General features: G+C 62.9%; 20 protein-coding genes. 11 read left to right on the plus strand and 9 right to left on the minus strand.

Going from position 1 to position 24,132, the window contains the following annotated elements:
- Window positions 1-85 precede the first annotated feature (85 nt).
- Both AC0L3K_RS06370 and AC0L3K_RS06375 read left to right on the plus strand, forming a co-directional pair.
- The gene (locus AC0L3K_RS06370) at window positions 86-568 is read left to right on the plus strand and encodes a (2Fe-2S)-binding protein (protein WP_007592457.1); all 483 of its coding nucleotides are present in this window, start codon (window positions 86-88) and stop codon (window positions 566-568) included.
- The gene (locus tag AC0L3K_RS06375; RefSeq protein ID WP_473365614.1) at window positions 568-4,098 is read left to right on the plus strand and encodes a molybdopterin cofactor-binding domain-containing protein; all 3,531 of its coding nucleotides are present in this window, start codon (window positions 568-570) and stop codon (window positions 4,096-4,098) included. Before AC0L3K_RS06370 ends, AC0L3K_RS06375 begins: the two co-directional genes overlap by 1 nt.
- On the opposite strand, the gene AC0L3K_RS06380 is transcribed toward AC0L3K_RS06375, so the two are convergent.
- Window positions 4,095-5,063 (minus strand): catechol 2,3-dioxygenase, encoded by a 969-nt coding sequence (locus AC0L3K_RS06380; RefSeq protein WP_007592461.1) that lies wholly within the window; start codon window positions 5,061-5,063, stop codon window positions 4,095-4,097. The genes AC0L3K_RS06375 and AC0L3K_RS06380 overlap by 4 nt on opposite strands.
- A gap of 438 nt (window positions 5,064-5,501) precedes the next feature.
- On the opposite strand from AC0L3K_RS06380, the gene AC0L3K_RS06385 reads away from it, so the two are divergent.
- The 3 genes from AC0L3K_RS06385 (at window position 5,502) to AC0L3K_RS06395 (ending at window position 9,065) form a co-directional block, all read left to right on the plus strand.
- The gene (locus tag AC0L3K_RS06385; RefSeq protein ID WP_007592463.1) at window positions 5,502-7,241 is read left to right on the plus strand and encodes an ATP-binding protein; all 1,740 of its coding nucleotides are present in this window, start codon (window positions 5,502-5,504) and stop codon (window positions 7,239-7,241) included.
- A gap of 103 nt (window positions 7,242-7,344) precedes the next feature.
- Entirely contained in the window at window positions 7,345-7,923 is a 579-nt protein-coding gene (locus tag AC0L3K_RS06390; RefSeq protein WP_007592464.1) for a peroxidase-related enzyme, read from the plus strand.
- 200 nt (window positions 7,924-8,123) lie between these two features.
- On the plus strand, window positions 8,124-9,065 hold the full coding sequence (locus tag AC0L3K_RS06395; RefSeq protein WP_473365615.1) for a hypothetical protein: 942 nt from the start codon (window positions 8,124-8,126) through the stop codon (window positions 9,063-9,065).
- 17 nt (window positions 9,066-9,082) lie between these two features.
- On the opposite strand, the gene AC0L3K_RS06400 is transcribed toward AC0L3K_RS06395, so the two are convergent.
- Together AC0L3K_RS06400 and AC0L3K_RS06405 are read right to left on the minus strand one after the other, a co-directional pair.
- Complete coding sequence (locus AC0L3K_RS06400; protein ID WP_007592467.1) at window positions 9,083-9,226, minus strand: hypothetical protein; 144 nt, start codon at window positions 9,224-9,226, stop codon at window positions 9,083-9,085.
- A 150-nt stretch (window positions 9,227-9,376) separates the two neighbouring features.
- Window positions 9,377-10,000, minus strand: a complete 624-nt coding sequence (locus AC0L3K_RS06405; RefSeq protein ID WP_007592469.1) for a ParB-like protein — start codon at window positions 9,998-10,000, stop codon at window positions 9,377-9,379.
- A gap of 269 nt (window positions 10,001-10,269) precedes the next feature.
- On the opposite strand from AC0L3K_RS06405, the gene AC0L3K_RS06410 reads away from it, so the two are divergent.
- The 6 genes from AC0L3K_RS06410 (at window position 10,270) to AC0L3K_RS06435 (ending at window position 15,147) form a co-directional block, all read left to right on the plus strand.
- Window positions 10,270-10,611 (plus strand): hypothetical protein, encoded by a 342-nt coding sequence (locus AC0L3K_RS06410; protein WP_007592473.1) that lies wholly within the window; start codon window positions 10,270-10,272, stop codon window positions 10,609-10,611.
- Window positions 10,612-10,858: 247 nt separating this feature from the next.
- Window positions 10,859-11,146, plus strand: a complete 288-nt coding sequence (locus tag AC0L3K_RS06415; RefSeq protein ID WP_007592476.1) for an acyl carrier protein — start codon at window positions 10,859-10,861, stop codon at window positions 11,144-11,146.
- Between the two features lie 10 nt (window positions 11,147-11,156).
- Window positions 11,157-11,627: a 3-hydroxyacyl-ACP dehydratase FabZ family protein gene (locus AC0L3K_RS06420; protein WP_007592477.1), complete on the plus strand. Its 471-nt coding sequence runs from the start codon at window positions 11,157-11,159 to the stop codon at window positions 11,625-11,627.
- Window positions 11,624-12,829 (plus strand): beta-ketoacyl-ACP synthase, encoded by a 1,206-nt coding sequence (locus AC0L3K_RS06425; protein WP_007592478.1) that lies wholly within the window; start codon window positions 11,624-11,626, stop codon window positions 12,827-12,829. Before AC0L3K_RS06420 ends, AC0L3K_RS06425 begins: the two co-directional genes overlap by 4 nt.
- Before the next feature lie 99 nt (window positions 12,830-12,928).
- Complete coding sequence (locus AC0L3K_RS06430) at window positions 12,929-14,206, plus strand: beta-ketoacyl-ACP synthase (protein ID WP_007592479.1); 1,278 nt, start codon at window positions 12,929-12,931, stop codon at window positions 14,204-14,206.
- An 8-nt stretch (window positions 14,207-14,214) separates the two neighbouring features.
- On the plus strand, window positions 14,215-15,147 hold the full coding sequence (locus AC0L3K_RS06435; RefSeq protein WP_007592481.1) for a lipid A biosynthesis lauroyl acyltransferase: 933 nt from the start codon (window positions 14,215-14,217) through the stop codon (window positions 15,145-15,147).
- 241 nt (window positions 15,148-15,388) lie between these two features.
- On the opposite strand, the gene AC0L3K_RS06440 is transcribed toward AC0L3K_RS06435, so the two are convergent.
- The 6 genes from AC0L3K_RS06440 to AC0L3K_RS06465 all read right to left on the minus strand — a co-directional run bounded on the left by AC0L3K_RS06440 (window position 15,389) and on the right by AC0L3K_RS06465 (window position 24,022).
- Window positions 15,389-17,521: a DNA/RNA non-specific endonuclease gene (locus AC0L3K_RS06440; RefSeq protein WP_473365616.1), complete on the minus strand. Its 2,133-nt coding sequence runs from the start codon at window positions 17,519-17,521 to the stop codon at window positions 15,389-15,391.
- Window positions 17,522-17,601: 80 nt separating this feature from the next.
- Complete coding sequence (locus tag AC0L3K_RS06445; RefSeq protein WP_473365617.1) at window positions 17,602-18,582, minus strand: hypothetical protein; 981 nt, start codon at window positions 18,580-18,582, stop codon at window positions 17,602-17,604.
- A gap of 717 nt (window positions 18,583-19,299) precedes the next feature.
- Complete coding sequence (locus tag AC0L3K_RS06450) at window positions 19,300-20,406, minus strand: polyamine ABC transporter substrate-binding protein (RefSeq protein ID WP_007592484.1); 1,107 nt, start codon at window positions 20,404-20,406, stop codon at window positions 19,300-19,302.
- A 5-nt stretch (window positions 20,407-20,411) separates the two neighbouring features.
- Entirely contained in the window at window positions 20,412-21,590 is a 1,179-nt protein-coding gene (locus AC0L3K_RS06455) for an aminotransferase (protein WP_007592485.1), read from the minus strand.
- Window positions 21,591-21,598: 8 nt separating this feature from the next.
- Entirely contained in the window at window positions 21,599-21,925 is a 327-nt protein-coding gene (locus AC0L3K_RS06460; protein WP_007592491.1) for a rhodanese-like domain-containing protein, read from the minus strand.
- Window positions 21,926-22,096: 171 nt separating this feature from the next.
- Complete coding sequence (locus AC0L3K_RS06465) at window positions 22,097-24,022, minus strand: potassium transporter Kup (RefSeq protein ID WP_473365618.1); 1,926 nt, start codon at window positions 24,020-24,022, stop codon at window positions 22,097-22,099.
- Window positions 24,023-24,132 lie beyond the last annotated feature (110 nt).

Here is a 24,132-nt window from a genome sequence, read left to right on the forward strand (position 1 = left end):
GTATCGTCGCAACGTAGATTTTGAGCGGACTTGGAATTCGCGAAGCTTTGGCCGCGGCGCTCAACGAGTCGACTTGGGAACGAGGATGACGCAGACACCGATCCGCCTCACCGTGAACGGCAGAATCCACGAGCTCACTGCGGCGCGAGACACGCCGCTGCTCTATGTGCTGCGCAACGATCTCGCGCTCAACGGTCCGAAATACGGTTGCGGCCTCGGTGAATGCGGCACCTGCACTGTCCTGATCGATGGCGCGGCGGCGCGCTCGTGCGTCATTCCGATCAGTGGCTGCGCCGGCCGCGACATCGTGACGCTCGAAGGGCTCGGTATCCGCGACAACCCGGATGTGGTGCAGCAGGCCTTCATCGACGAGCAGGCCGCGCAATGCGGCTATTGCCTCAATGGCATGATCATGACCACCAAGGCGCTGCTTGCGATCAACCCGCGGCCCACCGAGCAGGAGGCGCTGGCGGCGCTGCGCTACAATCTCTGTCGCTGCGGCACGCATATCGAAATTCTTCGCGCCGTGATGCGTGCGTCTGGCCAGCTCGCCGAGGCCGGTGATTGATGGCCTCCCCGCATCCGAACGGAGCTGAGCTGCAATCCGGCTCGCTCGTCGTCGTCCGCACGGTGGACGAGTGCACCTCCGAGACCTTCGTCCGCATTACCGCGGAGGGTTTGGTCAGCGCCTACAATGGTCATGTCGATCTCGGCACCGGCATCCGCACGGCGCTTGGCCAGATCGTGGCCGAGGAGTTGGATGTGTCCTTTGCCCGCGTCGTCGTCGTGCTCGGCGACACCGCAACGGCGCCGAACCAGGGCGCGACGATCGCGAGCGAGACCATCCAGATTACCGCCGTTCCCCTGCGCAAAGCCGCCGCGCAGGCGCGACACTTCCTGATCGCACGTGCGGCCGAGCACCTGGAGCTGCCGGCAGCCGATCTCAGGATCGAAGACGGCCTCGTGCGCGGGCACGACAATCGCAGCATCAGCTATGGCGAGTTGATCGGTGGAGAGACCATTCGTCTCGAGCTTGCCGACGACGTCGCCCTCAAGCCGGTGGGCGATTACGCCATTGTCGGCCAATCGATGCCCCGTGTCGACCTCCCGGCCAAGGCCACGGGCGAGCTGACCTTCGTGCACGACATCCGCGTATCCGGCATGCTGCACGGCCGCGTGGTGCGCCCGCCCTATGCCGGGGTCGACGCCGGCCCGTTCGTCGGCACCAGCCTGATTTCGGTCGACGAATCCTCGGTGCGCGACATTCCCGGCATCATGGCCGTCGTACGGATTGGCGATTTCGTCGGCGTCGTCGCGGAGCGCGAGGAGAACGCGATCCGCGCGGCGGAGCAGCTTGCGGTGAGCTGGCGACCGACGCCTGAACTGACCGATCTCGCCGACGTCGAGAACGCGCTGCGCGCCAATCCATCGACGCCGCGGACGCTGATCGACAAGGGCGACGTCGACGCTGCCATTGCCGGTGCGGCCAAACCGATGCAGCGCACTTACGTCTGGCCATATCAGATGCATGCCTCGATCGGCCCGTCTTGCGCGGTCGCCGACTTCCAGGACGGTAACATCCGTGTCTGGTCGGGCACGCAGAACCCGCACGTGCTGCGCGCAGACCTGTCGCTGCTGATCGAGCGTCCCGAGAGCGAGATCGAGGTCATCAGGTTGGAGGCCGCCGGCTGCTACGGCCGCAACTGCGCCGACGATGTCACCGCGGACGCGTTGTTGCTTTCGCGCGCGGTCGGCCGGCCCGTGCGCGTGCAGCTGACGCGCGAACAGGAGCACGCCTGGGAGCCCAAAGGCGCCGCGCAGCTCATCGACGTCAATGGCGGCCTAGACGCGGCGGGCGACGTCGCCGCCTACGATCTCGCCACGCGCTATCCGTCGAATGCCGCCCCGACGTTGGCGCTGTTGCTGACGGGGCGGATATCGCCGAGGCCGGACGTCCTCCAGATGGGCGACCGCACCGCGATCCCGCCTTACGATTACGACCACATGCGCGTCGTCGCACACGACATGGCGCCGATCGTGCGTGCGTCCTGGTTTCGCGGCGTCTCGGCCCTGCCGAACACCTTTGCGCATGAATCCTATATCGACGAGGCCGCAACCGAGGCGGGCGTCGACCCGATCGAATATCGCCTGCGTTACCTGAAGGACCAGCGCGCCGTCGATCTCGTCCATGCGGTCGCCGAGCGGGCGGGCTGGACGCCGCGGCCGGTGCGCGAAGAGAAAGACGGCGAGATCGTGCATGGGCGCGGCTTTGCCTATGCGCTCTACGTCCACAGCAAATTCCCCGGCTACGGCGCGGCGTGGTCGGCCTGGGTCACCGACGTTGCCGTGAACAAGGCCACCGGCGACGTCAGCGTGACGCGCGTGGTCGCCGGGCAGGACTCCGGATTGATGATCAACCCGGACGGCGTGCGCCACCAGATCCACGGCAACGTCATCCAGTCCACCAGCCGCGCGCTGATGGAGGAGGTCTCGTTCGAGCGCGGCGCAGTCTCGGCGCGTGAATGGGGTGCCTATCCGATCATCCCCTTCCCTGACGTGCCCAAAATCGACGTGTTGTTGCTGCCGCGGCAGGACCAACCGCCGCTCGGCGTCGGCGAATCCGCCTCGGTCCCGAGTGCGGCCGCGATTGCGAACGCGATCTTCGATGCCACCGGCGTCCGATTTCGCGAGCCGCCGTTCACGCCTGAGCGTATCCTCAAGGGGCTGCACGGCGGCGCCCCGGCCACGCCGCAGGCGCTGCCAGCTCCCGCTACGCCACAGCCATCCCGCATCTGGGAAAATCCCTTCGCGAAACGCGCCGGCGTCTTCGCGACGATCGCGGCAGTCTGCACCGCGGCAATCGGCATCGGTGCGGCTCTTTTGCCGGGCCGGGCCATCGCGCCGATCACCCGACCCGATGCATCCGTCTATTCCGCCGCAACGATCGCGCGCGGGCAACAACTGGCCGCACTCGGCAATTGCGCGGAGTGCCACACCATGATCGGCGGTGCGCTCAACGCCGGTGGCCGCGCCCTGGGGACGCCGTTCGGCACGATCTACGCGACCAACATCACGCCAGATATCGAGACCGGAATCGGCGCCTGGTCCTATCCCGCGTTCGAGCGCGCGATGCGCGACGGGCTGCATCGCGACGGACGGCAGCTCTATCCCGCCTTCCCCTACACGCACTTTTCGAAGACTGGCGATGCCGACATGCAGGCGCTCTATGCCTATCTGATGGCGCAACCAGCAGTGCGCTCGACGCAGCCTACGAATACGCTCGCCTTCCCGTTCAATCTCCGCCCGCTGCTCGCGGGCTGGAATGCGCTGTTCCACCAGACGCGGGAGTTCAAGCCTGATCCCGCCAAATCCGAGGTCTGGAATCGCGGCGCTTATCTCGTCGAGGGCCTCGGCCATTGCAGCGGCTGCCATTCGCCGCGCAACGCACTCGGCGCCGAGCAGCGTGGCGCTTATCTCGCCGGCGGCTTTGCCGAAGGCTGGGAGGCGCCGCCGCTGACCTCGCTCTCGCATGCGCCGATCCCATGGAGCGAGGACGAGCTCTTCGCCTATTTGCGCACCGGCCACTCGCGATATCATGGCGTCGCCGCCGGACCGATGGCGCCGATCGTCAGGGATCTCGCGGCCCTGCCCGACCAGGACATCCGCGCCATGGCCGTCTATCTCAACTCGTTCAGTGACGCCGCGACCGACGGGAAAGCCCAGGATGCGATTGCTCTAAAGCTCGAAGCTTCAACGCAAGTCACGATGGCGTCCTCAGCCGGCGCGCGACTCTATCAGGGCGCCTGCGCCGTCTGCCACGAGGTCGGCGGCCTGCCGCTGTTCGGCAGCCGCCCCTCGCTCGCGCTCAACAGCAATCTGCACAGCGCGACATCGGACAATCTCGTTCAAATCATCCTGCACGGCATCGCCGAGCCGGTGTCGAGCGATCTCGGCTACATGCCGGCATTCAAGAACAGCATGAGCGACGCACAGGTCGAGGAACTCGTCACGTTCCTGCGCAAGCAGTTCGCACCGGACAGGCCAGCATGGACCGGCGTGCGCGAGACAGTCACGCGCCTCCGGACCTCAGCACATTAAGCGTGCTTCTTCACGTCCACCGGCGGCGTGCCGTGAGTATGGAACGACTCGATCGTCTTCAGGCCCCACGCCTGTCCCTTCTTGCGCTCCTCCTCGGTCCACACGATCGGCTTCCAGTCGGGCGCGAGGATGAGACGGGCGCCGGCATTGGCGACTTCGACGCGGTTTCCGCCGGGCTCGTAGACATAGAGGAAGAAGGTCTGCTGTATCGCGTGCTTATGCGGCCCGGTCTCGATGTGAATACCGTTCTCCAGGAAGATATCTGCGGCGCGCAAGATCTCCTCGCGGCTGTCGAGCGCGTAGGTGACGTGGTGGAAGCGGCCGGGCGTGCCGGAATGGTCGAGCGAATAGGCGAAATCGTAGCTCTTGTTCGACATCGTCAGCCACATCGCCGCTTCGCGGCCGTCGTTGAGCACGATCTGCTCGGTGAGCCGACAGCCGAGATAATTCTCGAAGAACTCGCGGTTCGCCTTGATGTCCACGGCGAGGCAATTGAGGTGGTCGAGGCGCCGGACGTTGACGCCACGCGCGGGAAAGCGCTGCGCCTGGTTTTTCAGTGCGGGCTTCAGCTCGGGTGGCGCCTGATACCATTCGGTCTCGTAATAGAGCTCGACGATGTGTCCATCGGGATCGCGGCAGCGGAAGGTCGGCCCCTGCCCCATATCGCCGTCGATCCAGCCGATGTCGAAGCCGGACCCTTTCAGCGCCGCAACGCGGCGCTCCAGCGCCTGCTGGCTGCGCGCACGCAACGCCATGTGCTCCATGCCTGACGTCTTCGACGCCGTCAGTTTGAGCGAATAGCGCTCGTAATCGTCCCAGCCGCGCAAATAGACCGACTCGCCCTTTTGTCCGCTGACGGTCATGCCCATGACGTCGACGAAGAATTTCAGGCTCTCGTCCGGCTTCGGCGTCAACAGCTCCATGTGGCCGAGATGAGCGAGATCGAGGATCGGTTCGGGCTGCATGGTGTCCTCCGAGGCGTGGCTTGCGATCCGCTGGACCGGATCCCGCGATCTGGCGCCGGCTGTAATCCGCTCACGCGCCGGCGGGCGGCACCGGGGTCGCCGGTTCATTTGTACTAATGTACAAATGATTAGGTCCCGTCAACAAATCAAACATCGCCCCCGAGCGAATGACGGGCCATCCAGGATGACAACTCGTCCCCCGAACGGCGGACCGACTGCCTGAATGGTAAAATCTTCCTTAAGCACTCCCAGGCCCGCCGGCCGGAAAAAAGCAGCATTTTACGGCCGTTTCTGCCCGCAAGTATGTATTGGGAACAAACCTCGCACCCGAATTGTCGCGGATTTAACGAAGCGCCGGCGCCTGCCGTTTAACCGTTTGTCCAGCGGCGGCCGTGCATAGTCCGGGGCAACCCGTTGCTCTTGCCAGGTTCATTCATTGTGACATCCTTTGGACGCGTGATTTCAGTTCGCGGGTCGCTCGCCCGGGTCGGGCTGCTGGCTGAAAGCCGGATGCCGGTCTCGGAAGTTCGGGCCACTGTCGGCCGCTTCGTCAGCATCCGCTGCGCCAGCTCGGTCATCGTCGCCATGATCACCGAGGTGTCCTGCGAGAACCTCTCGAGCAACGACAATTTGATCGCCATCGCCTCGGTCGACCTGCTGGGCGAAATCCTCAACGCGACCGGCAAGGCCAAATTCCAGCGCGGCGTCACCAACTATCCGACCATCGGCGATTCGGTCGATCTGATCACGAGCCAGGAGCTGCGCACGATCTACGCGCCCACCGGTTCCGACCAGATCAATGTCGGCTTCCTCCAGCAGGACAGCTCCGTCGTCGCCTATGTCGACATCGAGGAAATGCTCTCCAAGCACTTTGCGGTGCTGGGATCGACCGGTGTCGGCAAATCGACCGGCGTGTCGCTGTTGCTCAACGAGATCCTCAAGGCACGCCCGAACCTGCGCATCTTCCTGCTCGATGTGCACAACGAATATGGCCGCTGCTTCGGCGACCGCGCGCTGGTGCTCAACCCGCGCAATCTGAAACTGCCGTTCTGGCTGTTCAATTTCGAGGAAATCGTCGACGTGCTGTTCGGCGGCCGCGCCGGCGTGCCTGAAGAGCTCGACGTCCTCGCAGAAGTCATTCCGCTCGCCAAGGGCGTCTACACCCAATACCAGAACGCCGACCGCATCGGCTTGAAGCGCATCGATCCCAAGCAGATCGGCTACACCGTCGATACGCCGGTGCCCTATCGCCTGGTCGATCTGATGTCGCTGATCGACGAGCGCATGGGCAAGCTCGAGAACCGCTCCTCGCGCATCATCTATCACAAGCTGATCTCCCGCATCGAGGCGGTCCGCAACGACCCGCGCTACGCCTTCATGTTCGACAACGCCAATGTCGGCGGTGACACCATGGCCGAGGTGATCAGTCATCTGTTCCGCCTGCCGGCCAACGGCAAGCCGATGACGGTGATGCAGCTCGCCGGCTTCCCGGCCGAGGTCATCGATTCCGTCGTCTCGGTGCTCTGCCGCATGGCCTTTGACTTCGGCCTGTGGAGCGACGGCGTTTCGCCGATGCTGTTCGTCTGCGAAGAGGCTCACCGCTACGCCTCCGCCGATCGCAATGTCGGCTTCGGGCCGACCCGCAAGGCGGTGTCGCGCATCGCCAAGGAAGGCCGCAAATACGGCGTCTATCTCGGCCTCATCACCCAGCGTCCGGCCGAGCTCGACGCCACCATCATCTCCCAGTGCAACACGCTGTTCACGATGCGTCTTGCCAACGAGCGCGACCAGGCGCTGCTGCGCGCCGCGGTGTCGGATGCAGCCGCGAACCTGCTTTCGTTCGTGCCCTCGCTCGGTACCCGCGAAGTGCTGGCGTTCGGCGAAGGTGTCGCACTGCCGACGCGGCTGCGCTTCAAGGAGGTACCGCCGCATCAATTGCCGCGCGGCGAAGCCACCATCAGCAGCGTGCCGTCCGTCACCTCCGGTCACGACATGCATTTCGTCGGCGCCGTGCTCGAGCGCTGGCGCGGTGCCACCTCGCAGCGCGACGTGCCGAACGATCCGGTGTTCTCGGCGCCGCCCGCGAAGACGCTCTCCAACGTCGAAGCCCCGATGCTGCAACCGTCGATGGGGTTGGATCCGGACCGCTTCTCGCTGCTGAAGAAGCCGCTGCGGTAAAGCAACACTCGTTTTCCAGCTCCGGCATTGCCAGCCCGGCGTCACGTTGAGCATGGCACCGGCATCGACTATGGTTGCCGGCCCCAAGCCGGAATCCATGCCCATGACAAAGCCCGCGCAACGCTTCCCCGCTCCCGCCCTCGATGCGCTCCCTGACGACATCCGCACACGTCTCCTCGCCGTGCAGGAGAAGAGCGGCTTCGTGCCGAACGTGTTCTTGACGCTGGCCTACCGCCCGGACGAGTTCCGCGCCTTCTTCGCCTACCATGACGCGCTGATGGAGAAGGACGGCGGCCTTACCAAAGCCGAACGCGAGATGATCGTGGTCGCGACCTCGGCGGCCAATCAGTGCCAGTATTGCGTGATCGCGCATGGCGCGATCCTGCGTATCCGCGCCAAGAACCCGCTGATCGCGGACCAGATCGCCACGAACTACCGCAAGGCCGACATCACGCCGCGGCAAAAGGCGATGCTCGACTTCGCGATGAAGGTCTCGGCCGATGCGCAGCGGATTTCCGAGGACGATTTCACCGCGCTCGCGCCGCATGGCTTCAGCGACGACGACATCTGGGACATCGCCGCAATCTCAGCCTTCTTCGCACTGTCGAACCGGCTGGCGAATTTCACCGGTATGCGGCCGAATGACGAATTCTATCTGATGGGACGGCTGCCGAAGAAATGACCGACTGCCGCGAACGCGGTAAGGACCGGGTCGCCGACAAACGCAGTGGATGAGCTCCCGTTTGACGGGAACTCTGTGTTTTCGCAATCGCATACGTTTTATTAAGAATCTCACCCTCAACTAGCACAAACGCTTTGGCACAACTTGCGTAGTTTCCGTCACCGGAGACGTGGATGAGTCGTGCCTGTTGGGGGCTTCTCATGAACGTGCGGGCATTTGTTGTCGCGACCTGTATCGGCACGGCATTCTTCGCGGTCGGATACGCCTGGAACTATCAGCCGGAGATCATCAACGCGAACGAGATATGGAGCATGTTCGAATCGGAGCATGGCAAGGCACGGGCTGCCGTCTTACGCGTCCTCATTGCGCCGAATTCAGCTCACTTCAACGGCCTGCGAACGGTCGATGCAGACAAGGCAAGATACGTATGCGGCTCCGTAAAGGCGATGGATAAGGAGAGGCAGTATGTCGAGGCCGCGTTCGTTTACACCGTCGCGATCGATTTTGCCCGTATCGACGACGACGGCCGGATGACGTCGCAGCGCTCTGCTTACAGGCCCTGCCCAGACGCGGCCGACGACAAAATTGCCGACCAGAACACGCTGATATCCCCCGGCGCGCTGTCGATGATCAAGACCGTCGAAAAAATCATCCCCAAGTCCAGCGGCGGAACGATGGAACAACAGCTTGGCCAGCTGGCCGGACAGACAGCGGCGGTCGCGCCAGGTTCGGCGGTCCCGCGGAGATCGGCCGGCTCATCGGGTTCGGCAGGCTCAGCAGGGGCAGGATGGGCGCCAGCAGCCCAGCATTCGAGTTCGGGCGTGGAGTCACGACAAGCAGATGAACTGACGTGGCGTGTCGACCAGCCGCCGAACGCATGGCCGAATTTCCCGTCGGACCATCCGCTGGCGAAATCGACCCAGAAGCGGACGAGCGCCGAGGCCCTGGCTTTCGCGAAAGATATCGAGGGTCGATGGGAGGACGCCAAATCATCCGGCGTTCCGGCCAAGCGTCCTTCGCCTGAGGAGATCAAGGAAGCATGCCGCGCGCTTCTTACGATCGATCCCACGGACAAGGATTATCCGCGGGCCTGGGCCGCCTTTGTGCGGCTGCGCAAAATCGATCGCGACGCTGCTGGTTGAACCGGCGTGAATCTGTCCTAGCGGTTCGCCATCAACTCGAGCGCCGGGGCAAAGCGCTCTGAAAACGTCAATGTCTTGGCATGGTGAACTGCCGCGAACGATGCCGATATCCCGGCTGAAGCGACCACGAGCAGGGCAACGGCGAAAACCAGACGGCGCATTTCGGCCTCCTATGAGAGCTCGACAATCCCAACAGATGGCACGGTTTTGTTTCAGCACGGCTTCGCGCGGACGGAAGATGGTTTCGCTCAAGAGGCTGTGATCAGATCAGGTTTGCGCAGCTGCATGCCGTACTGCTGCGAGCGTTGCGTCTAATCATCCTCCGCTGGCCCACACCAGCCGGGCAGATAGATCGCATCCTTGCTCTTGGCTGAGGACATCGCCTTCTCAAGTGCCTTGTCGAAATTGGCATCCACAGCCTTGCGCGACAGCTTTCGCCGCAGAAAGTCGGCCCACAGGAATTCGGAGAACGGCGTGGTGTCCTTGGCGAAGCCGCCCATGCGGCGCAGCTCGCCGGCAAGGCTCCGGAAGGGATCATCCTTGAGATCGACGACGGATTTGGGCAAATCGCGGAACGGTCGCCGTTCACCCTTGGCGTCGTAGGGATAGACCCAGCGCTTGTTGTCCATGACGCCCCAGAAAGCTTCGCGCTCGACCATCCTGAGGTCGCCGACGATGGTGACCAGCACCTCCTTGACGCCCTCGTCGTGCAGCGCGCGACCGAGATGATGATGGTCGATCACGTAATAGCGCTCGTCGGGGCCGTGCACGACGGGGATCATATGCTTGCCGAGCAGATCGGCCTGCTTCTTCTTGTCGTGCTCGCGCCAGCGCTTGCGCTTCTCCTTGACCTCGCGCATTCCGACCGTCATCTGCGTCGGCCGCAGCGACAGGATCGACACCGGATGCACTCTCGGTTCGCGCGTATTGGTCATGGTCGAAAGGCCTTTAACATGGTTGCAACTGCGTGGTCAGGTTCCCTGGACTATGCCATGGGCATCGCGCCGGCAAATGCATTCGGTTCGGTGGGATTATTGCATCGCACCCTCTGCATGCCGGAACGACCACGGTTCCACGATCCTTCGTTCGCAGCCCTGCAGGATAGTGCGGACGCGCAATGCACGTGCGCGTTGAGAAGATTTTCTGCAACGCGTTCACCACGTATGCTATCTAAAAATCGCTGCTTCGGAGTGATCCCTGCACCATGACAACCCAGCGGCCCATAAGCTCGGATGACGAGCACCGGGTGCTCCAGTTCAGGCCGCGCACCTCGCCTTCCCCGACGGGCTACCGCGGCAACGGTAGCGTGCAGCAATTGCGCGTCGCGCCCGAGCCGCTCGACCTGTCGCGCTACGAGCAGCCCCGCACTGAACCGGACGATTTCCGCCATCGCATGCTCGCCAACATCGCGGCGCTGGCCTTCACCATCGCACTGACCGCGATCGGGATATGGCTCGCGGTGAGCATCGCCGACCTGCGTCGGACCCAGGATTGCGTGCTGATGGGCCGCCGCGACTGCGTGAAGATCACGACGCCGCACATCTAGGCAAGGCGTCTGGCGAGCAAGACGTCTGGCGAGGCCCGCCGGCGGTACTTCGGCGGAAACGGCTCAGCCGGGCATCCCTGCCCTGTCCCCACACCCGCCGGCTCCATTGAACTCAGGGCGGCGCTCCGATATACGGGCTTTCGACCCGGCCAGAGGGGGGTTGAGGGCGTCATCGGGGCGCGATGCCCACCCACCGTTCCACTCTGGACAATCTGACAAATATCTGCAAAATATCAAAGGCTTAGTGATGTCCTCCACATTCGATCAGGTCGCTACGATCATCGCTGAAACCTGCGACATCCCGCGCGACACGATCACGCCGGATAGCCATGCCATCGATGACCTCGGCATCGACAGCCTCGATTTCCTGGACATCGCGTTCGCGATCGACAAGCAGTTCGGTATCAAGCTGCCGCTGGAAAAGTGGACCCAGGAGGTCAACGACGGCAAAGCGACCACCGAGCAGTACTTCGTGCTGAAAAACCTGTGTGCCCGCATCGACGAACTGGTTGCGGCCAAGGGCGCGAGCGCCTAAGCGCGCGGTCATGCAACTCGAATACTTTCACATGATAGATCGCGTCGTCGACCTCAACGTCGACGCGAAGACGATTGTCGTCGAGGCTCAGGTCCCGATGGAAAGCACCATCTTCGAGGGGCACTTCCCGGGCTATCCCCTGATGCCCGGCGTGCTCCTGATCGAATCGATGGCGCAGGCCTCGGGCTGGCTTCAGCTTGGCGTGCTCAAATTCGAGCGCATGCCGATCCTGGCTGCCGTCAAGGAGGCCAAGGTCCGCGGCTCGGTCTTCCCCGGCGATCTCATGAGCATCGAGGCGAGCCTGACCCATCAGGGCTCGGGCTACGCCGTGACCGAAGCCAAGATCAAGGTCGGCGGCAAGCTGCGCGCGAATTCGACGCTGACCTTCACGCAGATTCCCTTTCCCCATGCGGATATGCGCGCCCACATGGACGCGGTCGCCAAACGCGTCGGCTTTCCGCAACAGGCCGTATCGCCATGACCGAGACTGCTTCGAAGCCCGCCCAGACGGAAGTCTGGATCACCGGCATTGGCCTCGCCACCTCGCTCGGCGAGGGCCTGGACGCCAACTGGGCCGCGCTTCAGGAGAAGCGCATCAATGTCGACGAGAAGGGGTTTGCGCCCTACATCGTGCACCCCCTGATGCCTGTTACCTTCGACAGCCAGATTCCGAAGAAGGGCGACCAGCGCCAGATGGAAGCCTGGCAGCGCATCGGCACCTATGCGGCCGGGCTTGCGCTCGACTCCGCCGGGATCAAGGGCAACAAGGACATCCTGTCGAAGATCGACATGGTGGTCGCCGCCGGCGGCGGCGAGCGCGATCTCAACGTCGACACCGGCGTGCTCACGGCCGAGGCCAAGGGCGCCAACGCGCCCGGCTTCCTCAACGAGCGGCTGATGAGCGATCTCAGGCCGACGCTGTTCCTGGCCCAGCTCTCCAACCTGCTCGCCGGCAATATCGCCATCGTGCATGGCATTGGCGGCACCTCACGCACCTTCATGGGTGAAGAGGTTGCCGGCGCCGATGCCGCCCGCATTGCATTGTCGCGGATCGCCTCCGGCGAGAGCGACATCGCGCTGATCGGCGGCTCGCACAATGGCGAGCGCAAGGACCTCATGGTCCTCTACGAATTCGGCGACTTCAATCTGAAGGACAAGTTCGCCCCCGTGTGGGCGCGCAAGGATCACGCCGGCTTCGCGCTCGGCTCCGCTGGCGCGTTCCTGGTGCTGGAGTCGAAGGCGCATGCGGAAGCGCGCGGCGCAAAGCCATTCGCAAAGCTGTCGAGCGTCGTTGCCGACCTTGCCCGGCGCAAGACCCCCGGCGACATGGCCGCGACGCTGGAGAAGCTTTGGGCAAAGTTGCCGAAGCGCGACGGCAAGGGCGCGATCATATCGGGTGCGACCGGCGCTGAGCCGGCGACATCGGAAGAGCGCGGCTTCCTGAAGGGCCACGCCGAGTTCCCGGTGCGCTCGACCGGCACGATGTTCGGCCACACCATGGAGACGCAATTCCCGCTCGGCATCGCGCTCGCCGCGCTGTCGATCTCGCGCGGCGCCCTGTTTCCGCCGAACGATTCCACGGGCACCGAGATTGAAATGCAGGGAGCGCCCACCCAGATTGTGGTGGTGGGGGCCGGACACTGGCGCGGCGAAGGCATGGCGCTGGTCGAGGCAGTAAGCTAAAGCGCGTTGCGCTTTGGCAGGTTATTGTTTGGGCATGATCTTCTCGAAAAACCGCGTCACGCTTTTTCGGATCTTGCTCCAGCTCAAGCGGGGATCGACATGACTGCACCACGCGACAAACTCGGGCGTCCCGTCGTCGTCGTCACCGGCATGGGCATCATGACCTCGCTCGGCAACGGCAAGACCGACAATTGGGCGAAGCTCGTCGCCGGCGAATCCGGCATCCGCACCATCACGCGCTTTCCGGTCGACGGCCTGAAAACCACGATGGCCGGCACGGTGGATTTCGTCAGCGTCGATCCGTTCTCCTCCACCGCCCTGTCCGAGCGGATGGCCGAACTGGTGACGCAGGAGGCGCTGGACCAGGCCGGCATCGGCGCCAAGGCGGATTTCCCGGGTCCTCTCTTCCTTGCGGTCGCACCTGTCGAAGTCGAATGGCCGCAGCGCCGCGAGCTCGGCCGCGCCGTCGGTAAGCTCGACTTCAACTACGACGATCTGCTGCGCATCTCCGGCGGCGGCAAGTACAGCGCCTATCACCACCGCTTCATGTTCGGTTCGGTCGCGGCCTACCTCGCCGAGACCTTCGGCACTAAGGGCTCGCCGATCTCGTTGTCGACGGCCTGCGCTTCGGGCGCGACCTCGATCCAACTCGGCGTCGAGGCGATCCGCCGCGGCGAAACCGATGCCGCGCTGTGCGTGGCGACCGACGGCACCGTGAATCCGGAGGCGCTCGTGCGCTTCTCGCTGCTCTCGGCGCTGTCGACCCAGAACGACCCGCCGCAGGCGGCCTCCCGTCCCTTCTCCAAGAACCGCGACGGTTTTGTCATGGCCGAAGGCGCCGGTGCGCTGGTGCTCGAAAGCTATGAAGCCGCCACCGCGCGCGGCGCAAAAATCCTCGGCGTGATCGCCGGCTGCGGCGAGCTCACCGATTCCTTCCATCGCACCCGCTCCTCGCCCGACGGCAAGCCGATCATCGGCTGCATGAACAAGACGCTGGCCGATGCCGGCATGACGCCGGACCAGATCGACCACATCAACGCGCACGGCACCGCGACGCCCGAGAACGACAAGATGGAGTACAATACGACATCGGCCGTGTTCGGCGAGCTCGTCTCGAAGATTCCGGTCACCTCCAACAAGTCGATGGTCGGCCACACCATCTCGGCCGCCGGCGCGGTCGAGGCGATCTTCTCGCTGCTCACGCTGGAGCATCAGCGCATCCCGCCGACGATCAACTACGACAATCCGGATCCCACGATCCTGTTCGACGTCGTCGGCAATAAGGCACGCGATGCCCGCGTCACCGCGGTGATGTCGAACTCGTTCGGCTTCGGCGGCCAGAACGCCTCGCTGATCCTGACCCGCGAACCGGCCTGACCGGACGCATGGCGCTGCTTCCTGCGAGGACGAAGGCGCGCGCGCGGCAGACGGCCAAATCGATCGGTGGAGGCCTGATCGGGGCTGCCACCGTCGGCATGTTGCGCACCACGCGTTACTTCGATCCGGCCAAGACCTCGGACTTTTTCGCACGCGTCACCAGGCTGATCGGGCCGCGCCTTCGCGAGCACCGCATCGGCCGCGCCAATCTCACCGCCGCCTTTCCGGACAAGTCGCCCGAGGAAATCGAATCCATCCTGATGGGCGTCTGGGACAATCTCGGCCGCGTCGGCGCCGAATTCGCCCACATGGACCACGTCTGGGATTATGACCGCGATCATCCCGACAACAGCCGGATCGAACTGCCCGACCGCAGCATCGAGCTGTTCGACCGCATCCGCGACGACGGCAAGCCGGCGCTGATCTTCGCCGCGCATCTGGCCAATTGGGAATTGCCGGCGCTCGCCGCCGTCGCACACGGGCTCGATGCGGCGATCCTCTACCGCCGCCCGAACATCGCCTCCGCCGACCGCATCATCCAGGAGATGCGCCAGGTCAACATGGGCACACTGATCCCCGCGGGGCGCGACGCGCCGCTGCGGCTCGCGCAGGCGCTCAAAGACGGCAAGCACGTCGCGATGCTGATCGACCAATATCTGACCGGCGGCGTCGAGGTCACCTTCTTCGGCCGCAAGACCCGCGCCAATCCAATGCTGGCGCGCCTGTTGCGCCAGGTCGAATGCCCGATCCACGGCGTCCGCGTCATCCGCCTGCCCGGCGGCCGCTTCACCGCCGAGATCACCGAAGAGGTCCAGCCGGTGCGCGACGCCGACGGCAAGATCGACATCCAGGGCACGACCCAGGCGATCACGAGCGTGGTGGAAGGCTGGGTGCGCGAGCATCCCGAGCAGTGGCTGTGGCTGCACCGAAGGTGGCGGTAGGCGCTCGATCGTCTTTCCGGGACGATGCGAAAGCATCGAACCCGGAATCTCGAGATTCCGGGTCTGGTGCTGACGCACCATCCCGGATGACGGAGAACTCACCGCTCCGGCAGTTCCGCGCCGACTTCGGCCTGAACGACGCGATCCCAGGCTGCGATACAGATCGGACTTGCGCGTTCTTCATCGGCGGCGAGACGTTGAGCCAGGTCGTGCCGGGCCGCAGCCGCGCAGTCGGTCGCAATCAGGCTCCGGCTTGTGCCTTGGCATCGGCGGCCAGAAGTCTTTCATCAAAAGTGACACCTGCAAGCTCGGCAATTTCGGCAAGTGGCCGCTGATACCGAGCATACTGACCGGGGGCAAACTCGATGCCGAAATCGTCGACCACGTTCTTCTGACTAAGAAGGAAGCCGTAGGTTAAGAGCCGCGATCGGCTTCCAGCGTCCTTGGCGGCCACCGCCACAACCTTCCAGAACAGAACAGGGTAAGCGATCGGTCCTGAGCCGAAGTCCGCCGTTGGATCATCGGCGGCGAGGATCGGCCCAGCGATGATGCAAGCCCTCGTATCATCGTGCTGCAGGCTCTTTTGAATATAGGCCTCGAAGCCGCCCCACAGGCCCTTGATGCCGCCGTACGCCGACCCGGGAGACTCACGATTGAAAGCCTGGTGCTGTGGCGTGCAATTCGTCCAATGAAAGGTGTCCGAGTTCGAGAACTCGAGTTCTTTTGCGGTTTCGCCCCAGGCGCTATCCTCGCGGCGAACGATATGTCCACGATCGATCTGCCCGGCAGGCTTATAGAAATCTGGATCGGCAATTTGGAATTTGTTGGGTATCCGCGGATCGGCGACCCAGCGGTCGGTTCCGAAAAATGCCCGACCATTTTGTTTTCGAAGATCGGGATTGTAGTCCACATTTGCGGCCGACCACATCTGGAGCCTACGAGCTTTATTCATCGCAAGGCTATAGTGGTGATATTTGAGAATTAGGATTTCACCATTTTCCTTGTACATCTCGCCAGACCGCGCGGCCACGATTCCTGGAACGGGTACGACCACGTCAGTACCCAAGAATGCTTCTTGATAACCCTCGCGATCCTCATAGTTCGGATCGAACCGCAACGTCTTTTCGAGGGCGGCGACAGCGGACTCCGCACCCGGCTGTGGCGGAGCCGTTTGCTCCGCATAAACATGGATGGTGACAGGGCCACTAAAATTCATGTTTGTACCGGACATGCTTCTCTCCTCAAATGCCACTCTTTGGGTTAGTAATTGGTTGTTTTCCGAGCCGCCAGAGCTTGCCGCAAAGAGACTGGTAGGAGCGGCTCCCCTCAGCATTTGACTGACATCATCGGCGGGGTCCGTCGTGCCCGCGAGCAGATCGCTTAGGATTTTCGCCTGTTTGGCATTGGTCAATTTGACCTTGCCCAACGCCTGGACGATTGAGCTGATGCGGATACCCTCGTTGGCGACCCAATGAACCTTGTCTTCACCCATATCTTCGGTCCAGACGGAGCCATCGGTTGCGACGATGTCATCGCCCCGCATTTCAGGTATCCCGGCGTGGTGAAGGGCAACCAGTTCCCACGCCTCACTGAAGGCCGGCGATCCTGATGATCCCTCCAAAGTATCGGTCTCGTAATGTAGGAAGCCTTCATCGAGAACGTCGAGCAGCCGGTTGTTCATGATGGCATATTGCTTGCCACCGCCGTCAGGATACTGGATCACCCCAATGGGGTAGCCCTTGAGGACTTTGGACGTTGCCTCCGAGAGCGGGATTGCTCCGAGGCTCTCGATCGGCTCACCCGTATTCGCGATGGGGCTAACCCCGACCAAGGCAAAATCAAGATGATTGTCACAGACAAAGAAGCTGCTGGCATCGATCGCAAACGTCACACCCACCTTGAGACCATGCTCGTCGAACTCGTGCAAGAAATTGGCGCCAGTACCGTGAGACGAGGCTGCATCTGGAAACACGTGACAGTTCGTCAAAAGCAGCCTCGGCGAGACCAGAAACCCCGACGCAAACCCCTCCGGTTGGACCCTTGGATCGACAGAGCTGACGATGCGAGCGACGGGTCGCCCAACCTTGCGGGCCGCCTCGCTCGGTGCCATTGAAATCAAGTCGAGTGTCGGACCAATTTTTCGCTCGATGAAGATTGGAAGTCGGCCTCGTTCGCGGAGATTGGCGGCATGCGCCAGAAGGTCTTGCCGTACGGCAAACCTCGCCTGCCGCATCGGACTGTCCGCCGTGCCCGGCCCCGAACGCGCGATCGTAGCGGCATCGGACGTTCGGCTCTGTGTGCGGGCTTGCCAGCGTTTGGCGGCAGTGCGCACGACTTCTAATCTGCGGTCGCGGGCTCTATCGATTTCAGACATGTCGCCTCCGAAGACAGGTTAGATGTCGCAAGTTTCATTTATGCGACAATCAGAGCGAATGAACCGTAGTGCGCGCTGGATTACCGTGCCGAGACCAAGTTGATATTGCTCGATTTCGGCAAGTCTTCCTTGAGGGTGGCCAAGACGATCGCCGTCGCGGCGGGATCAAGCACCTGAAGCGATCGGTCTTCATCAAGAGCGCCGAGCTGCGGTCGCGGTATGAAAAAGTCTTCACCGTTGAAATTGACTTGTACGGCCGCGACCGGTGGTCCGGGGTTGCCGCGCCTGACGACAAACAAGTTCACCAGATGATGGTGTCCGTCCGGGCCTCCGAGAAGGACCTTCGGCTCATAACCTTGTGCCGAGTAGTTCTGCGCAGCGATGAGTTCGCCCAAGAAATATAGAATGCCTTCTGCCGACCGCATGTAGGTGGATTTGAATTCATAACCCAACAGTCGGTATGTTCTCAGCAAAATCTGAAACTGGTTCATCGAGCAGAATTCACGTGCCGAGTTGACAAATTCGTAGCGTCCCTTCGAGAGGCGGGGCGGCGGACAATTGAATTCGGAATGGTCCTGTAGATATTCATCTTCCGCAATTTGACGGCATATTTCCATGGTGCGCGGATCGGACTCGCGGCATTTGAGGTCCTTCATGCTGCGAGCCTTGGTATATTCTGCAGGTGTCAATTCAACCCGCTGAAAAAGGATGCGCTGAACGACTTCTTCGGGCCACTTCTCTGAATTGAAGTAATCAACGATCTTGCGGCTCAATGGCTGATGCATCGTGCTCGCAAACTGCACATGGTTCAGATTGTTCATCTGGAACGACGTGAACCCTCCTCCATAGGACACGGTAGGATTCAAAGAGTAGCCTGTGAGGGCACTCGGGCTTAAATTGAAAGTACCGTTGGTGCTGCCTGAGAACACCGGACTGGCGGAGACATCGCCGAGCCCCACGAACGACATAGGCGCGCGCTGGCTCGCACGAACGGCATTCAACAGGATTTGCCTATTGTTGGAGTCCCAGATGGCCGCGTCGTAAGCATCGGCCTTGTTCACGAGCTCGGCTCGGGTACAAGCCCCACACAACACGGACAAGAAAACGGATGACAGCACAAATGCACACTTAAACAAAGCAGCCCCCAAACTCCCGACGTTAAATTCATCCCACGATTGAAAGCTCGTACTGTTTCACCTCGGCCAGGCGCCGTCTAGCCTAGGTTGAGCTTTTTCAACGAGCCGGTGGGGGCCATGAGACGGTAATTCGGTATTGACGTCGGAGCACGCAAGCTCCTTTGCACAAACTTCTCCTTCGTTGGACGGGGGTTTGCGTATGCGCAAACAGCGGCGCATGACCCCTGGGCTTCGCCGAGACAGCAGTGCGGTCGAGCTTGCCGCGAACACGAAGGTTTATGATCCGTGCTTGTGTTCCAGTGGCAAGGAATTCAAGAAGTTGCTGCGAACGATTGATCGACCTGACGGCTACGCGTCCAACGCGTCACTTATCTAAGCCCGATGGCCACGATGCAATTTGCCGCTGTTTTGCCAACGAGGCAAATGAGCGGAGCCTGTGACGTCACGCGCGTTCGGCCTCCATCGCGCTTCATTTCGCGCCCGCACGCGCGCTGCTTCGGGTCATTGCGCCGGCGCGTCGATTAAGCCAAGCCGCACTACGGCTTGGGCACTGCCAGCGGCGCGCCAGTCGCGATTCTACTGTGATGGGGTTGTTTTGCAGAAAATGACTTGCCGGGTTAATCCCAGCACGACCGCGGCGTCTCACCTTCCCGTCTTCACCCTGGTCCAGAGCCGATTGATAACCCGCTGGGTCGCCGGATCACGCGCCGTGATCACGAACAGCTTTGCGAGCGTCGCCTCGTCCGGATAGATGTTCCTGTCGTTCAGGATCTTCGGGTCGACCAGCTTCTGGCTGGCGAGGTTGCCGTTGGCGTAGGACAGGAAGTCCGTATTCTTGGCGGCCACGTCCGGACGGTAGAGATAGTTGATCAGCTCGTAGGCCTCCCTAACGTTCCTGGCGTCCGCGGGGATTGCGAGATTGTCGAAGAACATCTGCGCGCCCTCCTTCGGGATGGCGTAGCCGATCTCGATGCCGCTTTTGGCTTCGGCAGCGCGGGCGCGGGCCTGCATGATGTCGCCGGACCAGCCGACCACCAAGCAGATCTCGCCGGTGGCGAGCGCGCTGAGATATTCGGACGAGTGGAATTTGCGCACGGAGGGCCGCACCTTGGCGACGACATCGGCGGCCTTCTCGAGGTCGGCCTGCTTGGTCGAGTTCGGATCGAGCCCGAGCCAGCTCAGCGCCGCCGGAAAAATGTCGTCGGCGGAATCGAGCATGTGGACGCCGCAGTCTTTGAATTTTGCGAGGTTCTCCGGCTTGAACACGATGTCCCAGCTGTCGATCTTCGCATCCGCTCCGAGAATCTGCTTCAGTTTTGCGACGTTGTAGCCGATGCCCGTCGTGCCCCACATGTAATTGGCGGCGTAGACATTGCCGGGGTCGTAGATCGCGAGACGTTCGGTCACCACCGGCCAGGCATTGGCCAAGTTCGGCAGCTTCGACTTGTCGAGCTTCTGGAAGATGTTGGCCTTGATCTGGCGCTGGAGGAAATAGGCGGTGGGCACCACGACGTCATAGCCGGATTTGCCGGCCATCAGGCGCGTCTCCAGGGTCTCGTTGGCATCAAAAGTGTCGTAGACCACCTTGATGCCGGTCTCCTTGGTGAAGGCCTCGAGAATGTCGGGCGCCACGTAGTTCGACCAATTGTAGAAGTTGACGACCCGCTCCTCGGCCCGTGCGGGGGCGGAGAGCAACGTCAGCGCGGCGGCGATCGCGAGGCCAAAACCAAAGCGGCTGACGTTCGTCATCTCTCCTACCTCTTGCGCCCGCGCACCGCGTCCGACAGCCGCTCCAGCGCGGTGTCGAGCGTCTCGTCCTTCTTGGCAAAGCAGAAGCGCACCACCGAGGTCACAGGGTCCTGCTCGTAGAAGGCCGACACCGGAATTGCCGCGACCTTGTAGTCCTTCACGATCCGCCAGCAGAACTCGGTGTCGCTCTCGTTCAGCCCGAGCGGGGACAGGTCGACGGTGAGGAAGTAGGTGCCCTGCGACTTCAGCACCGGGAAGCCGAGGCTCTCCAGTCCCTTGGCGAGGCGGTCCCTGCTCCGCGCCAGGTCCTTGCGCATCGACAGGAAATACTCGTCCGGCTTGCCGAGCCCGTAAGCGACGGCGGCCTGGAGGTTCGGCGCGGTGGTGAAGGTCAGGAACTGGTGCACCTTGGCGGCAACGCGCAGCAGCGGCGGCGCGGCGCAGACGAAGCCGATCTTCCAGCCCGTCAGCGAGAAGATCTTGCCGGCAGAGCCGACCTTGATGGTGCGGTCGCGCATGCCGGGGATGGTGATCAGCGGGATGTGCTTGTGCTCGTCGAAAGTGACGTGCTCCCAGACCTCGTCGCAGATCGCGATGACGTCGAACTCCTGGCAGTAGCGCGCCAGCAGTTCGAGGTCCTCGCGCGGAAACACCACTGCGGACGGATTCAGGGGGTTGTTGAAGAGCACCGCCTTGGTCTTTGAATTGAAGACGCTTTTCAGCATGTCCTCATTCAGCCGCCAATGCGGCGGCTCGAGCCGGACCAGGCGCGGAATGCCGCCGGCCTGGCGGATGATCGGCAGGTAGGAATCGTACACCGGCTGGAAGCACACCACCTCGTCACCGGGCTGGACGACGGCGAGGATGGCCGAAGTCAGGGCCTCGGTGCCGCCGGAGGTCACCATCACCTCGCTCATCGGATCGAGCTCGAGGCCGTGCCAGTGGCCGTAATGGGTCGCGATCGCCTGGCGCAGCTCCGGCAGGCCCATCATCGACGGGTACTGGTTGTAGCCGTTCAGCGAAGCCTCGGCCGCGGCGCGGCGGATGTCCTCGGGGCCGGGATCATCAGGGAAGCCCTGGCCGAGATTGATCGCGGCGTTGTCGCGCGCGGCCTGCGACATCGCCTCGAAGATGGTGACCGGAAGGTCCGCGAAGACCTTGTTGAGGGACGAGCTCTTGGACATCGGCGGGGTCAGCCGCCGACCTTGCTGGGAAGACCCGCCGCCTTCCAGCCGAGCATGCCGCCGGCCAGATGCTTGTCGTACGGCAGCCCTGCCGCCTGCGCCGCCAGCGAGGCCGTCACCGAACGCTTGCCCGAACGGCAGGCGAACACGACCTCCTTACCCTCGGGATCGGGGATCGCCTTGGGATCGAAGGTCGAGAGCGGCACGACCACGCCGAAAGGATAGGCTTCGGCCTCGACCTCGTTCGGCTCGCGCACGTCGACGAGGAGATAGCGGCCCTCCGCGACACCCTTGGAGACCTCGTCCGGGGTCAGATCCTGTACTTGATTTGCCACATCATCCTCCAACGTCGCGGGCCGCTGCCGGGGCGATCCCGGCGGCCGGCAACCTCGCCTCTCGGCCGGTGAAAATCAAGCGCTACAAAGGCTTGAGCTGCCTTGCGCAAGTTAAAGCTAAATCGCAGCGACTTGAAGTGCGACCTTCAAATGGAGGATCAGATCGTCGCTTCAGATGGTGACCTGGGTGCCGACCTCGACAACGCGGCCGGAGGGGATCTGGAAATAGTCGGTGGCGTCGTTGGCGGAACGGCTGAGCGAGATGAACAGCCGGTCCTGCCAGCGCGGCATGCCGGAATGGGCGGCCGGCTTGAGCGCCCGCCGCGACAGGAAGAAAGAGGTCGACATGATGTCGAACTGCCAGCCGAGCTTGCGGGCGATCGCCAGCGCCTTCGGCACATTGGGCGATTCCATGAAGCCGAACTTCAGCGTCACCTTGGAGAAGGTCGGCGAGATCTGCTCCAGCTTCACCCGCTCGGCCGGATCGATGCGCGGGGTCTGCGCGGTCTCGATGGTGAGAATGACGTTCTTCTCGTGCAGCACCTTGTAGTGCTTCAGACTATGCATCAGCGCCGTGGGCGCGCTGAGGGGATCGCTGGTCAGGAACACGGCGGTGCCGGGCACGCGCTGCGGCGGCCGCTTCTCCAGCATCGCCACGAGGTCGGCGAGCGGGAATTCGAGCTTGCGCGACTTCTCGAACAGCAGCCGGCTGCCGCGCCGCCACGTGTACATCAGGATGATCATGAGCGCGCCGAGCGCCAGCGGCACCCAGCCGCCCTCGAACACCTTGAGCAGATTGGCGGCCAGGAAGGTGAGGTCGAGAAACAGGAACGGCGCGATCAGGGCGGCAGCCGTGAACGGCGACCACCGCCATACCTTCCAGATCACCACGAAGCCCATCATCGCCGTGACCACCATGGTCCCGGTGACGGAGATGCCGTAGGCCGAGGCCAGCGCGCTGGAGGAGCGGAACAAGAGCACCAGCAGGACCACCGCGACCAGCAGGAGCTGGTTGATGCGCGGGATGAAGATCTGGCCGGAATGGGCTTCAGACGTATGGCGAATTTCAAAGCGCGGCAACAGACCGAGCTGGATCGCCTGACGCGTCAGCGAATAGGCACCGGTGATGACCGCCTGGCTCGCGATGACAGTTGCGGCGGTCGCCAGCACGACCATGCAGCCGCGGAAAAAACCTTGCGGAAAGAGCTGGAAGAACGGGCTGACGATCGCCCCGGGATCGCCGAGCACGAGCGCACCCTGCCCCAGATAGTTCAGCGCCAGCGACGGCAGCACGATGAACAGCCAGGCGGTCTGGATCGGCCGCTTGCCGAAATGGCCGAGGTCGGCATAGAGCGCCTCCGCGCCCGTGACTGCCAGGAACACCGCTCCCAGCGTCACGAATCCGATGATGCCGTGGTGGAGCATGAACGACACCGCGTAGAGCGGGTTCAGCGCCAACAGCACCTGCGGCTGCTGGATGATCGGGTGGATCGCCGCGATCGCGATCACAGCGAACCAGACGCACATGATGGGGCCGAAGAAGGCGGCGACGCGAGCGGTGCCGCGGGATTGCACAGCAAACAGACCGACCAGGATGATCACGGTCAGCGGTACGATGTAGGGCTCGAGCAGGGTGATGTCCTTCATGCCTTCGATCGCCGACAGCACCGAGAGCGCCGGCGTGATCACGGCGTCGCCATAGAACAGGGCGCCGGAAATGATGCCGAGCAGGACGATGGTTGTTCCGCGGGTGCCGACTGCGCGCTGGGCCAGCGCCATCAGCGCCAACGTGCCGCCCTCGCCGTTGTTGTCGGCACGGAGCAGGATCACGACGTATTTGAGCGTCACCACGATGATGAGCGCCCACAGGATCAGGGAGAGCACGCCGAGCACGGCCGCCGGCGTCGGCACCCCCTCCGCGCCGGACGCCGCCATCACCGCCTCGCGGAACGCGTAGAGCGGGCTGGTGCCGATATCGCCATAGACGACGCCGATGCTGCCGAGTGTCAGCGCACCGAAACCGGCGGTGGTGTGGGCGTCGCCATGCCCATTGGCCGCCGCCGTTTCCGGGGCGGAAATCGCTACATCACTTGTCATGGGAGAGCCTGATGGCCTCTAAAAAATGCTTCACTGCACAACGGCGGGGAGCGCGGGGCTTATAGGCCTGCGCTACCGGCATAGCCTAGGCCGATTTTGGGGCTTAGGTA

The sequence above is a fragment of the Bradyrhizobium sp. MI1.10 genome (assembly GCF_055811035.1).

Excerpts from the sequence above, each read along its gene's own strand:
- AC0L3K_RS06370 (WP_007592457.1), top strand. The coding sequence starts at position 86 with ATGACGCAGACACCGATCCGCCTCACCGTGAACGGCAGAATCCACGAG.
- AC0L3K_RS06375 (WP_473365614.1), top strand. The coding sequence starts at position 568 with ATGGCCTCCCCGCATCCGAACGGAGCTGAGCTGCAATCCGGCTCGCTC.
- AC0L3K_RS06380 (WP_007592461.1), bottom strand. The coding sequence starts at position 5,063 with ATGCAGCCCGAACCGATCCTCGATCTCGCTCATCTCGGCCACATGGAG.
- AC0L3K_RS06390 (WP_007592464.1), top strand. The coding sequence starts at position 7,345 with ATGACAAAGCCCGCGCAACGCTTCCCCGCTCCCGCCCTCGATGCGCTC.
- AC0L3K_RS06395 (WP_473365615.1), top strand. The coding sequence starts at position 8,124 with ATGAACGTGCGGGCATTTGTTGTCGCGACCTGTATCGGCACGGCATTC.
- AC0L3K_RS06400 (WP_007592467.1), bottom strand. The coding sequence starts at position 9,226 with ATGCGCCGTCTGGTTTTCGCCGTTGCCCTGCTCGTGGTCGCTTCAGCC.
- AC0L3K_RS06405 (WP_007592469.1), bottom strand. The coding sequence starts at position 10,000 with ATGACCAATACGCGCGAACCGAGAGTGCATCCGGTGTCGATCCTGTCG.
- AC0L3K_RS06410 (WP_007592473.1), top strand. The coding sequence starts at position 10,270 with ATGACAACCCAGCGGCCCATAAGCTCGGATGACGAGCACCGGGTGCTC.
- AC0L3K_RS06415 (WP_007592476.1), top strand. The coding sequence starts at position 10,859 with ATGTCCTCCACATTCGATCAGGTCGCTACGATCATCGCTGAAACCTGC.
- AC0L3K_RS06420 (WP_007592477.1), top strand. The coding sequence starts at position 11,157 with ATGCAACTCGAATACTTTCACATGATAGATCGCGTCGTCGACCTCAAC.
- AC0L3K_RS06425 (WP_007592478.1), top strand. The coding sequence starts at position 11,624 with ATGACCGAGACTGCTTCGAAGCCCGCCCAGACGGAAGTCTGGATCACC.
- AC0L3K_RS06430 (WP_007592479.1), top strand. The coding sequence starts at position 12,929 with ATGACTGCACCACGCGACAAACTCGGGCGTCCCGTCGTCGTCGTCACC.
- AC0L3K_RS06435 (WP_007592481.1), top strand. The coding sequence starts at position 14,215 with ATGGCGCTGCTTCCTGCGAGGACGAAGGCGCGCGCGCGGCAGACGGCC.
- AC0L3K_RS06440 (WP_473365616.1), bottom strand. The coding sequence starts at position 17,521 with ATGTCTGAAATCGATAGAGCCCGCGACCGCAGATTAGAAGTCGTGCGC.
- AC0L3K_RS06450 (WP_007592484.1), bottom strand. The coding sequence starts at position 20,406 with ATGACGAACGTCAGCCGCTTTGGTTTTGGCCTCGCGATCGCCGCCGCG.
- AC0L3K_RS06455 (WP_007592485.1), bottom strand. The coding sequence starts at position 21,590 with ATGTCCAAGAGCTCGTCCCTCAACAAGGTCTTCGCGGACCTTCCGGTC.
- AC0L3K_RS06465 (WP_473365618.1), bottom strand. The coding sequence starts at position 24,022 with ATGACAAGTGATGTAGCGATTTCCGCCCCGGAAACGGCGGCGGCCAAT.